The following is a 12,129-nucleotide window of genomic DNA, read 5'->3' on the forward strand; positions in this document are numbered from 1 at the left end:
ACGCCGTGGAGTCATGGTGGGGAGACTAACGTTGCCAACCTGGTGACCTTGTGTAGTTATCACAATGCGGTTAATGAGGATGATCCGAATGCGCCACCGCGGCGCGGGCGCCTTACCCGTAAGGGCGGGACAATAGTCTGGCAGCCACCCCACGCGCACTAGCCGTTAGGACAACACCGCCTAACGGCGACTTCCGGCACCCCAAAAACCCAGCGCGCTTAACCGGAAGAGCCGCTTAGCTTGCTGCGGGAGCGAAATCGAGGGCAGTATTGGTGGACTGCACCACGCGCAGATCTGAATCATCCGTGCCGTAGATGACCTTGGTATCGAAGGCAACGCTGCCCTCCACAGGCAGCGGCTGCGTGAGATCGATGGAGAGCTCTCCGGTTGATTCGGTATGCGAATCAAGAACCTTGAGTTCCTTGTCTGCGAGTTCAGTTCCCTGGGCTGTGCCCTCGAAGGATAGCGCGCCGAGGGAGGGGCGCTGCTGGACTGAGACGCCCAGTTGAGCCTTATCGCCCTCTAAAGAGTTGAGGGTATAGGTGGTGGTCTGCAGCAGGGTGGATTCGCCGGCAACACGGGAATCAACGGTCCATCGTGCGCCCTCGCCGATTTCCTCGGTAGGGAAGACCACAGGAAACGAGCTCAGCTGGGTTACTGCCTGCTCGACTACCTGACGAGCGTTGTCGGAGGCTCCCTGCGGCGCAGCGAGACGCAGTGAGGACATCTGCCCGGAGTCTTCCGCGCGCCAGCCGAATTGGAAGCCCTCCGCGCTGGAGAGATCTTCTTCGCCACTATAAGTGGGCACACCAGAGGTCACGAAGGCATTGCGGGTGGCGGGTAACTGCCCTTCCACAGCTTCGGAGGCAGCCTCGACGCTGGCTTGCAACGGCAGCGTGACCTTCGGGTCGTCGACGGAGGAAGCCTTGAAAGCAGCTGCGGCAGTGGAGTTGAAGAGATCCTGTTGGAAGCCCTGTGCGAAGGAATAGTCGAGCTTTTGCTCGGAATCAATATCCTTAAACTCTAAGACGCGCTTTTCTCCCCGCCCGGCGTCGATGACGGATACGCGGGGCGCATCAAGGGTGAGCCCCACTGGCTGTTCGACCGGAGGTCCGGGCTTTTCATAGGAGCAGCCAGCTAAGGCTCCTCCGCTAAGGGCAAGGGCGGAAAGGATGACAAGAGTCTGCACACGAAACACACATTCCAAAATACCGGACGTGGCGGTTTAGAATGGTGCGGGTGAGTCAGATTCGAAGGAGTTTCCTTAAAACCATGGTCGCGGTCGTGCTTTCCGTGGCGGCCGTTGACCAGACAGTCAAGCAGCTCATGCTTACTATCCTGACCGAGGGCGAGCCGCTGCCGATCGTGGGGGATTGGTTCCGGCTTCATCTTCTTTTTAACCCCGGCGCGGCTTTTTCCATGGGCGGGGATTCAAGCACGTGGCTATTTACCACCATTCAGCTCTCCTTCGTTATCGGCGTGGCCATCGCGGCTCCACGCATAAAGGATCGTGGCCAGGCAATCGGTTTGGCGCTGATCGCTGGAGGTGCACTAGGCAACCTCCTCGACCGCCTCTTTCGCGAGCCGGGCTTCTGGTTCGGGCACGTCGTAGACTATATCTCGGTGGGGGACTTCGCAGTCTTCAACATTGCAGACGCCTCGATCACCTGCGGGGTGCTGGTATTCATTGTGTCCATGCTGCGAGAGGAAAGGAGGCACAAGCTTGAGCAATAGGCAGACACGCACCTTCCTTGTTCCCGAGGGCCTCGATGGAATGCGGGCCGACGCCGCACTGGCCAAGCTCTTGGGGCTCTCGCGCTCAGTCACAGCGCAGCTGTGTGCTGACGGCGACGTGGTGATCGATTCGGCCGCCGTGTCCAAGTCGGACCGCCTCCAGTCCGCGACCATGGTTGAGGTCACGTTGCCGCAACCAGATGCACCACTCGTGCCTAAGGAAGAACTCGTCGAGGGCATGGATGTGCTCTACGCCGACGAAGACATCATTTGCGTGCAGAAGCCAGTCGGGGTTGTCGCCCACCCCACCCTAGGATGGGAAGGCCCCACGGTCATCGGAGGTCTGCGTGCGGCGGGGTACAAGGTCGCAGAGTCCGGTCCCACGGAGCGGCAGGGAATAGTCCACAGGCTTGACGTGGGTACCTCCGGGGTCATGGTTGTCGCTTCCTCGGAGCGAGCCTACTCCGCGCTCAAGCAGGCCTTCAAGCAGCGCACCATCACCAAGACTTATCACGCCATTGTGCAGGGTTTGCCCGACCCAATCGAGGGAACTATCGACGCCCCCATTGGAAGGCACCCCTCCGCAGGGTGGAAGTTCGCCGTCGTAGACGAGGGTAAGCACGCGGTCACGCACTATAAGCTCCTCGAGGCTTTCCGAGAAGCAAGCTTGCTGGAGGTACACCTCGAGACCGGGCGCACCCACCAGATCCGCGTCCACATGGCTGCCGTTGGACACCCCTGCGTGGGCGACCCCATGTACGGCTCAGATCCCAATCTTGCCCAACGCTTGGGGCTCAAGCGGCAGTGGCTGCACGCGCTCAAGCTCGGGTTCACGCATCCAGGGACGGGCAAGTGGTTTGAGATAGAGGCGCCCTATCCGCCTGATCTGGCACATGCCCTGCAGGTCTTGCGCTCATGAGGGTTTCTGCCCCATCCGCGCAGCGCATCTACCGGCGGCGCCGCGCTGCAGGAGGAATGCTCCTCGCGGGGCTTCTTTTGCTCGTGGTTTTCCTCTTCGGCGCCTTCGGGACGCACTCATCTACAGGCCTGCAAGGAGACCGCTTGGGGCCGGATGAGGAAAGTCGGGCCGAATATATCGCGCGGGCGCAGAAGCAGTTGGCTGAGGTTGACGCTGATTCGCCTACCTACGCTCTTGTCTCTTTCGATCATGATCTTTCAGCGACGGAGACTGCCGCAGCGGTGTCTCCGATCCGCCGCCTCAACGCTGTAATCATTGCGCAGTCGGCTCCTTTGGCCGTGCCTGAGCCCATTGCGGGTGAGGAACGCACGGACGTCTTAGACAGGCTTTTTGCTCGCGTGAGCTCGAGCCTTTCCGGAGTTGGCACGACCCCAGCCCTGGATAAGGCGAGCGCGGTGCTGGTGTGGGACGATGGCGCACACCTGCAGGAACTCGCTGACAACCCCTTGATTGCTGCGGTTGAGCCTGCGCCAGCCGACGCCCCCTGGGGATCCTTCGCCGTTCGGCCGCTGGGCACGGATTAAACAACGGGTAGGCTCGGTTTGATCATGAAGAGCTTTAAGAACTGGCCACCAAATTATCGCTTTGCCTATGTGCTTTGTGCACTTGGCCTAATCGTGTGCGCCGGTGCAGTTGTCTGGCATCTCGGCGGCGCCGAGGGGATGGTGATGGCTGGGCTGGGATTGCTGAGCTGTGCGGTGTTGCTGGTGATGATGCCGCGGTGGGCGCTCGACGGCAATGAAGAAGGCGAGCGCCGAGCGCGTGCCAGAGCAGCGCGCGAGGAGTTGCGGCAATCGCGCCGCGGGAGCTCCCAGAACTAGAAATCCTCGATCTGGCGAAGCTTGTGGGAATGGCGGGTTGCCCTGCGCTGCCTGATGAGATCGGTGACGTAGATGGCCACCGCTATCCAGATGATGCCGAAGCCAATCCACCGCGCTGTCGACATGTGCTCATTGACCACGAAGAGCGCCCACAACATCTGCATAACCGGAGTGATGTACTGCAGCATGCCGATGGTAGCCAAAGGCAACTGTTTGGCACCTTTGGCAAAGGTCATCAGCGGCAGGGCGGTGATGATGCCGGAGCACACGAGCAACGCCACGTGGGAGGGCCCCTCGCTCAGGAAGGTCGATTCCCCGCGGATACTCAGATAGATGAGGTATCCGAGTGCAACGGGAACCATGACTAGCGTCTCAGCTGCGACGGAAGTGGCGGCTGAAACCTGCAGCTGTTTTTTGACGAGTCCGTAGATGCCGAAGCTGAAGGCCAAAAGGAGCGAAATATACGGCGCTTGGCCGGTCATAAACGTCAACCACAGCACCGCCACGAAAGCAACGCCCACAGAAGCCGCCTGCCAGCGATTGAGTGTCTCCCGCAGGAAGATGATGCCCAAGGCGACCGAAACAAGCGGATTAATGAAATATCCCAAGGCCGCGTCAGCCACATGCCCGGAGTTGATCGCAAGTACGTAGACACCCCAGTTGATGGTGATGAGAGTGCCGCAAGCAGCCACCTTGCCCCACGTGCGCAGGGTGAAACCGCGCAGCTCGCGCCAACCTCCGGTGAAAAAGAGGAAAACGCATACTAGAAGCGCGGTCCAGATGACGCGGTGCGCGAGAATTTCTAACGGCCCGGCGGGCTTGAGCAGTGGGAAAAACGCTGGGAAAAATCCCCACATGAGATAGGTAATTACGGTGTAGAACATCGAGGGCTAATGCTACTCCCAGTATAGCCAATGCGAAGCACGGGTTCGCGTTTATTTTCGCCTCTTGCGTCGACCGCTAGAATGTTCGCATGGCCAAAAACTCCTCCTTCGTCCACCTGCATAATCACACCGAGTTTTCCATGCTCGACGGCATGGCAAAGGTGGACCTGCTTGCTGAAGAGGTTTTACGTCAGGACATGCCAGCGGTAGGCATGACGGACCACGGCAACATGTTTGGCTCCAACGCCTTCTACCAACGCATGACCAAGGCGGGTATCAAGCCCATCATTGGCATCGAGGCCTATATGGCGCCGGAATCCCGCTTTAATAAGAAGCGCGTGCTGTGGGGAACCCCGGATCAAAAGCGGGACGATGTCTCGGCCTCCGGCGCGTACCTGCACCAGACCATGCTCGCGGAAAACGCCACCGGCCTGAAGAACCTTTTCACGCTTTCCTCCCTGGCCTCCTACGAAGGCCAGCTGGGAAAGTGGCCGCGCATGGACGCCGAGCTCATCGCTGAGCATGCGGAGGGAATCATCGCCACCACCGGCTGCCCCTCGGGAGACGTACAGACGCACCTGCGTCTGGGCCAGTTCGATGAGGCTTTAGAGGCCGCCGCGATGTGGCAAGACATATACGGCAAAGACAACTTCTTCCTTGAATTGATGGACCACGGACTCGACATCGAAAAGCGCACGCGTGACGGGCTCCTGGAAATCGGACGCCGGCTGGACTTACCTCCCCTAGTGACCAATGACTGCCACTACGTCCTGGAGTCACAGGCTCCCGCCCACGAGGCCATGCTCTGCGTACAGACCGGCAAGACTTTCATGGACCCGGATCGCTTCAAGTTTGGTGGAACCGGCTACTACATCAAGTCCGCAGCGCAGATGCGTGAGACGTGGGATGACATGATTCCCTCCGGCTGCGATAACACCCTGTGGATTGCCGAGCGGGTCCAAGACTATGGCGAGATCTGGGAGGAGCACTCCCACGACCGCATGCCTATCGCCGACGTGCCGGAGGGCCATACGCCTACCTCGTGGCTCACCCACCAGGTCATGGCGGGACTGCAGGATCGCTTTGCGGGACAAGAGGTGCCGGAGAAGTACCTGGAGCGCGCCCAGTATGAGATCAGCGTCATCGACATGAAGGGCTACCCTTCCTACTTCCTGATCGTGGCCGAGCTCATCAAGCATGCGCGTTCCGTCGGCATTTGGGTGGGACCAGGCCGTGGTTCGGCGGCGGGTGCCCTCGTTGCCTATGCCTTGACCATTACCAATATCGATCCTATCGAGCACGATCTGCTCTTCGAGCGCTTTTTGAACCCCGAGCGTCCCTCCGCACCGGATATCGATATTGACTTCGATGATCGCCGCCGCGGTGAGATGATCACCTACGCCGCTGAACGCTGGGGCGAAGACAAGGTCGCGCAGGTTATTACTTTCGGTACGGTCAAGACCAAGCAGGCCATCAAAGACTCCGCGAAGGTGCACTTCGGGCAGCCGGGATTCCAAATTGCTGACCGCATCAACGGCGCGCTTCCCCCGGCGATTATGGCCAAGGACATCCCGCTCAAGGGAATCATGGACCCGGAGCACGAACGCTATTCCGAGGCCGCTGAGGTCCGGCAAATGATCGAGACTGATCCCGATGTCAAGAAGATCTACGAAACCGCCCGCGGCCTCGAAGGCGTGGTGCGCCAAGCAGGTGTCCACGCCTGTGCGGTGATTATGGCCTCGGTTCGCCTCATGGACCACATTCCGATGTGGCAGCGCCCGGCGGATGGGGCGTACATCACCGGCTGGGACTACCCTGCGTGTGAGGCCATCGGTCTGTTGAAGATGGACTTCCTGGGATTGCGCAACCTCACCGTGATCGGTGATGCCCTGGCCAATATCAAGCGCAACCGTGGCGAAGATCTGGAGTTGGAGGATCTCCACGCTGACGATCCCGCGGTCTCCAAGGTCTATGACCTGCTCTCACGTGGCGATACCTTAGGCGTGTTCCAGCTCGACTCCGGCGGAATGCAGGAACTGCTGAAGCGCATGAGACCGACCGGCTTCAAAGACATCGTGGCCTCCCTGGCCCTGTACCGGCCCGGCCCCATGGGTGTCAACGCGCACTGGGACTATGCCGACCGTAAGAATGGTCGCAAGGACATCACCCCAATCCACCCCGAATTGGAAGAGCCGCTGCGCGAAATCCTCGACGAGACTTATGGCCTCATTGTCTACCAAGAGCAGATCATGCGTATCTCTCAAAAGGTGGCTAACTATACCGCCGGTGAGGCCGATGGCTTCCGTAAAGCAATGGGTAAGAAGAAGCCCGAGGTCCTAGCCCAGCAGTACGATAAGTTTTGGGGTGGCATGAAGGAAAACGGCTATTCCAAAGCCGCCATGGACGCCTTGTGGGGAACCATTGAGCCCTTTGCCTCCTACGCCTTTAACAAGTCTCACGCCGCAGGCTACGGACTAGTCTCTTTCTGGACCGCCTACCTCAAGGCTTACTACGCCCCAGAGTACATGGCGGCGTTGTTGACCTCGGTGGGAGACAAGAAGGATAAGTCTGCGATCTACCTTTCTGACTGCCGCCACCTGGGAATCCACGTGCTCTCGCCGGATGTCAATCACTCGGAGGAGAACTTCCAGGCCGTGGGCGAGGACATTCGTTTCGGCATGGGGGCCATCCGCAACGTTGGTTCCGAGGTGGTCGAATCCATCGTTAAGACCCGGCAGGAGAAGGGCGAGTTCACCTCTTTCTCGGACTATCTGGACAAGATCGAGCTGGCGGCCTGTTCCAAGCGTGTGACCGAATCACTCATCAAGGCCGGGGCCTTCGATTCCTTGGGCCATCCGCGCAAGGGCCTCATGCTCATCCACGAGGATGCGGTTGATTCAGTGCAAACCACCAAAAAGGCCGCGGACAAGGGGCAATTCGATCTCTTCGCCGGCTTTGGCGGGGAGGAGAACTCTAGCGCGGTGAGCGCCTTTGCTATCGATGTCCCTGACGAGAGTTGGGACCGCAAGCACGAGTTGGCCCTCGAGCGCGAAATGCTTGGCCTCTATGTCTCGGGGCACCCGCTCGACGGCTTCGAGGATGCACTAGATTCTCAGACGGATACTGCTTTGCCCAAGATCCTCGCCGGCGAGGTCCACAATGGCCAAGAGCTCATCATTGGTGGCATCATCTCGGGCGTGGATCGCCGCTATTCCAAACGCGACGGTTCTCCCTGGGCCATTGTCAACGTGGAAGACCATAACGGTGCCCAGGTAGACATCCTGGTATTCAATCAGGTCTATTCCTTGGTCGCCCCCCAGATCGTCGAAGACAATATCATCCTTGCCAAAGTCAAGGTGAAGATCCGCGACGACCGGATGTCACTGTTTTGCTCCGACATCAGGGTGCCAGACTTGGGCCCCGGCGGGGGAGCAGGTCTGCCGTTGCGCCTGACCATGCGCACGGATCAGTGCACCCTGGACAATATTGCCAACCTCAAACAGGTACTGGTCAATAACAAGGGTGAGTCCGACGTCTATATCACGCTTGTCGACGGCGACCAGTCAACCATGATGGTTTTGGGCGAGCACCTTCGGGTGGAGCGCTCCGGAAATCTCATGGGCGATCTCAAGGCAAAGCTGGGGGCGGGAATCCTCGGCTAATAGGCCGCACCTTCTTTTACTCTTAATAGCCCTTTTTACGCAGCACAGATAACAGCGACATGAATATAATGTCGCTGCGGTGCGGGTCGCACAAAGGAACCCAGCTAAGGTAGACCGCATGGTCTATTGAAGGCTAGATTCATTTCGCGTTGAAGAGGAGTTTTAAAAAAAAGATGGTCAATAGGATTCGCACCACCCATGTGGGTTCGCTACCCCGCACCAAAGAGCTGCTCGCAGCCAATCTCGAGCGTTCCGCTGGAACCATCTCTCAGGAGGAGTTTCACGAGATTCTGCGCCGTTCTGTTGAGGACGTTGTCCAGCGCCAGGTAGATCTTGGCATCGATATTCTCAACGAGGGCGAGTACGGTCACGTCACTTCAGGGGCCGTAGACTACGGCGCCTGGTGGAACTACTCCTTTACCCGTCTTGGTGGATTGACCATGACGGATAAGGATCGCTGGGAGATTGGGGAGCAGATTCGCTCGGAGCCTGGGAAGGTGCGCTTGTCCTCGATGAAGGATCGCCGCGACCGTGCATTATTTGCGGAGGCTTATAACGACCCGGATTCCGGGATCTTCACCGGTCGCAAGAAGGTGGCAAACCCGGAGTTTAGTGGGCCGGTAACCTACATCGGTCAAGACCAGGTCAATGCCGATGTCACCCTTCTCAAAGACGCGATGGCGAAGGCTGGTGCTCAGGACGGCTTCGTTGCTGCGCTCTCTCCGGGCGCGGCGGCGCGACTGCCCAACAAGTACTACGAGGAAGACATCGATCTCGTGCGCGCCTGCGGTCAGGCCCTCAAAAGCGAATACAAGGCCATCACGGATGCAGGGCTGACCGTGCAATTTGACGCCCCCGATCTTGCCGAGGCCTGGGACAGCGTGGTTCCAGAGCCCACCGTGGTGGACTTTCAGGCCTTCCTCCGTGAGCGCATCGACGTCCTCAATGAGTCGATTAAGGATCTCCCACGCGAGCAAACCCGCCTACACATCTGCTGGGGATCCTGGCACGGACCGCACGTGACGGACATTCCCTTCGCGGACATTATCGGTGAAATCCTGCGTGCCAAGGTCGGTGGCTTCTCCTTCGAAGGCGCATCTCCGCGTCACGCGCACGAGTGGCGGGTCTGGCAGGATCACCAGCTGCCCGCAGGAACGTTAATCTATCCCGGCGTCGTGTCTCACTCGACCAATGCTGTGGAGCACCCGCGGCTGGTGGCAGATCGCATCATCAAGTTCGCTGAGCTAGTTGGTCCTGAGAACGTTGTGGCCTCCACTGACTGCGGGCTCGGTGGCAGGTTGCATCACCAGATCGCCTGGGCCAAGTTGCAGTCCCTCGTGGAGGGCGCAGAGCTGGCCACGAAGGAGCTCTTCTAGTTTGAAGATGGCGGGGTCAGCTAGGGCTAAGAGGTTCTAGAGCTGGATGCCCGCCTGTTTGAGCGCGGCGCGCAGCGGCTCGAGTATGGAGGGATCAGATTTAGCGATAAGCGCCAGCCCCTGGACCGCCGCTGCGCCGAGGCCCAAGATTGCCCCGGCCCAAGCTATGCCTTCCGCGGTGGCAGTACCCGGGCGCAGGAACTGCACGAAATCGGGCATCTCGTCCCATTTCTGATTTTCCACTTCTTTCTCGTGCTCAGCCACACAGTCCGGCGGGGTGGGCATCCCGGAAGACCCATATCCATTGGCTAATCCCAGCATCAGTTCCTTGGGCCCCATGAAAGAAGAACCCGCGGTTCCATTCTCGACCGCAGCCTGGTGAGCCGCCTTGGCATCCTCAACTTCCTGTGGGCATGTGCCATCTTCGGCGTGGGCGGCGACGGGGCTGAGCAATGCGATGCCGGTGGCGCCAAGGGCGACAAGAGCGACTGAAAGGCGAGAGCGGGACATGGGTTTTGACTCCTTGGAGGGTGAGGGACGCAGGAAGCGTGCCCCCACAACTTAGCAGAGCAAGAACGGCCCCGCCATGGCTATAAGCGCGAAGCTATTCTAAATACCGGTCTGGCTACCGGTATTTCCCGACGAGAAGGCAACCAATTGAGCGGCAGGTAATGCGACGCTTCGCATACCCTGGGGCTAAGATGAATACCCATGAGTAGTAACACCGCAGTTTTTGAGCCCATTCATGCCTCGGACATCCAGTCGGCCCAAGCACGAATTAGCTCGGAGATTGCGCCGACCCCGCTGCAGTATTGCCCGCGACTTTCCCGCCAGACCGGCTACGAGGTTTACCTCAAGCGCGAGGATCTGCAGGATGTGCGTTCTTATAAGATTCGTGGTGCCGTCTACGCGATCTCGAACTTGAGTGAAGCGCAGCGGGAAGCCGGCATCGTGGCAGCATCTGCCGGCAACCATGCCCAGGGCGTCGCCTATGCCTGCCGCACCATGGGGATTTTTGGCAAGATCTTCGTGCCCAGCCCCACCCCAAAGCAGAAGCGGGACCGCATCCTCGTCCACGGCGGGGACATGATCGAGCTCGTTGTCACAGGCGCCAACTTCGATGAGGCGGCGACAGCCGCGCATGCAGATGCTGAGGCCCGCGGGGCCACCATCATTGAGCCCTTCGATGCCCGCGACACCATCACGGGTCAAGGCACCGTGGCCGCAGAGATCCTCACGCAGCTCTCCGCCCTGGGTAAAACCCTCAACACCGTCGTCGTCCCGGTCGGTGGCGGCGGACTGCTCTCCGGCATCACCAGCTACTTGGCTGACATGTCCCCGCGAACCGCGATAATCGGGATCGAGCCCGCCGGCGCGGCTTCGCTAACCGCAGCTTTTGAGGCAGGAGGGCCTGTCACCCTCGATACCGTCGATCCTTTCGTCGATGGTGCGGCTGTCAAGCGCATCGGCACGCTGCCCTATCAGATCCTTGAAGCCAATCAAGGCCGCTTGCATTGGGATACCGTCTCCGAAGGCGCGGTGTGTACTGAACAGCTCGATCTCTATCAAAATGAGGGCATCATCGCCGAGCCTGCCGGGGCTCTCTCGGTAGCCGGCCTGCGCACGCTCAATCTGCAACAGGGCTCCACGGTGGTCTGCATCATCTCCGGCGGCAACAATGATGTCTTGCGTTATGCGGAGATCATGGAGCGTTCCTTGGTTCACCGCGGATTGAAGCACTACTTCCTCGTGAACTTCCCGCAAGAACCTGGCCAGCTGCGCCACTTCCTGCAGGACATCTTGGGACCAGAGGATGACATCACGCTCTTTGAGTACCTCAAGCGCAATAACCGGGAAACGGGTGCTGCTTTAGTTGGCATCGAGCTTGGTACAGCCTCTGCTATTGATGGTTTGCTCAAGCGAATGGACGCCTCCCGTATCAAGGTGCAGCAATTGCGTCCTGGCACCCCGGAATATGATTTCCTCGTCGCTTAGTTTCTTTTTTGATGCTGAGCACGTACCAGCGACCGGTAGAACACGAGGTCTGTGAGCACGAGATAGAGATCAAGCGATCGCGTTTCATCACGCTCATTGGCAGGGCCGATAGTGAGGCGGCAGCGCGCGACTTCATCGAGGCCGCGCGACTGCGTTTTCCCGATGCGCGGCATCACTGCTCGGCTTTTATCATTCATGTGGATGAGGCCAATCCTATCGAGCGTTCGTCCGATGATGGTGAGCCTTCCGGAACTGCAGGAAAGCCCATGCTTGAGGTCATCAAGGGAACGGGGATGCTCGACATCTGCGTGGTGGTAGTTCGCTACTTCGGCGGAATTAAGCTTGGCGCCGGAGGGCTCGTGCATGCTTACGGTGATGCGGTGCGCCAGGCGCTCTTATCGCTGGATAGGGTAACCCGGAGTAGGAAAGAGCTTTATTCCTTGCGTTTGACCCATGCACGGGCGGGGCGGGTCGAAGGGGAGCTTCGCAACCGTGGCATTTCTATCGTCGATGCGGATTATGGCGCGCAAGTGACGCTGACAGTAGCTCTTAATCCTGGCGCGCGGGAAGACTTTGATGCCTCTTTGGCGGCACTTACCCAAGGCGAATCCAATACAAAGCCTGTCGGGCACGCCTGGATAGAGCGCCCCGAGCGTTGATGGATAGTACTGTAGAATA

At 59.2% G+C, this 12,129-nt stretch carries 11 protein-coding genes; 8 read left to right on the forward strand and 3 right to left on the reverse strand.

The annotated features are described in order from the left end of the window. Positions 1-235: 235 nt before the first annotated feature. Positions 236-1,198 carry a hypothetical protein gene (locus tag B2696_RS10105; protein ID WP_075730103.1) on the reverse strand — a complete coding sequence of 321 codons (963 nt, stop codon included), beginning with the start codon at positions 1,196-1,198 and terminating at the stop codon, positions 236-238. A gap of 32 nt (positions 1,199-1,230) precedes the next feature. On the opposite strand from B2696_RS10105, the gene lspA reads away from it, so the two are divergent. The 4 genes from lspA to B2696_RS10125 are packed head-to-tail and all read left to right on the forward strand — an operon-like array spanning position 1,231 to position 3,534. Continuing rightward, positions 1,231-1,734, forward strand: a complete 504-nt coding sequence (lspA, locus tag B2696_RS10110) for a signal peptidase II (RefSeq protein ID WP_286955224.1) — start codon at positions 1,231-1,233, stop codon at positions 1,732-1,734. 40 nt (positions 1,735-1,774) lie between these two features. Then, positions 1,775-2,653, forward strand: a complete 879-nt coding sequence (locus tag B2696_RS10115; RefSeq protein ID WP_075731205.1) for an RluA family pseudouridine synthase — start codon at positions 1,775-1,777, stop codon at positions 2,651-2,653. Next, a complete protein-coding gene (locus tag B2696_RS10120; protein WP_286955226.1) occupies positions 2,650-3,237 on the forward strand; it encodes a hypothetical protein in 588 nt (195 codons plus the stop codon). Before B2696_RS10115 ends, B2696_RS10120 begins: the two co-directional genes overlap by 4 nt. 24 nt (positions 3,238-3,261) lie before the next feature. Beyond that, positions 3,262-3,534, forward strand: coding sequence for a hypothetical protein (locus B2696_RS10125; protein WP_286955228.1), 273 nt, complete (start codon positions 3,262-3,264; stop codon positions 3,532-3,534). Here B2696_RS10125 and rarD read toward each other — a convergent pair. Continuing rightward, a complete protein-coding gene (gene rarD, locus B2696_RS10130; protein ID WP_075730099.1) occupies positions 3,531-4,418 on the reverse strand; it encodes an EamA family transporter RarD in 888 nt (295 codons plus the stop codon). The genes B2696_RS10125 and rarD overlap by 4 nt on opposite strands. Positions 4,419-4,507: 89 nt before the next feature. Between rarD and dnaE the strand changes: the two genes are divergently transcribed. Both dnaE and B2696_RS10140 read left to right on the forward strand, forming a co-directional pair. Then, entirely contained in the window at positions 4,508-8,080 is a 3,573-nt protein-coding gene (gene dnaE / locus B2696_RS10135) for a DNA polymerase III subunit alpha (protein WP_286955229.1), read from the forward strand. 173 nt (positions 8,081-8,253) lie between these two features. Next, positions 8,254-9,456, forward strand: coding sequence for a cobalamin-independent methionine synthase II family protein (locus tag B2696_RS10140; RefSeq protein ID WP_075730097.1), 1,203 nt, complete (start codon positions 8,254-8,256; stop codon positions 9,454-9,456). Between the two features lie 36 nt (positions 9,457-9,492). On the opposite strand, the gene B2696_RS10145 is transcribed toward B2696_RS10140, so the two are convergent. Further along, the gene (locus B2696_RS10145) at positions 9,493-9,966 is read right to left on the reverse strand and encodes a hypothetical protein (protein ID WP_286955231.1); all 474 of its coding nucleotides are present in this window, start codon (positions 9,964-9,966) and stop codon (positions 9,493-9,495) included. A gap of 201 nt (positions 9,967-10,167) precedes the next feature. Here B2696_RS10145 and ilvA point away from each other — a divergent pair, with 201 nt between their 5' ends. Next, positions 10,168-11,451 carry a threonine ammonia-lyase IlvA gene (gene ilvA / locus B2696_RS10150; protein ID WP_286955232.1) on the forward strand — a complete coding sequence of 428 codons (1,284 nt, stop codon included), beginning with the start codon at positions 10,168-10,170 and terminating at the stop codon, positions 11,449-11,451. Between the two features lie 11 nt (positions 11,452-11,462). After that, complete coding sequence (locus B2696_RS10155; RefSeq protein WP_286955234.1) at positions 11,463-12,110, forward strand: YigZ family protein; 648 nt, start codon at positions 11,463-11,465, stop codon at positions 12,108-12,110. The last annotated feature ends 19 nt before the right edge of the window (positions 12,111-12,129 follow it).

The sequence above is a fragment of the Corynebacterium sp. UBA4397 genome (genome assembly GCF_002390965.1).
Taxonomy (GTDB): domain Bacteria; phylum Actinomycetota; class Actinomycetes; order Mycobacteriales; family Mycobacteriaceae; genus Corynebacterium; species Corynebacterium flavescens.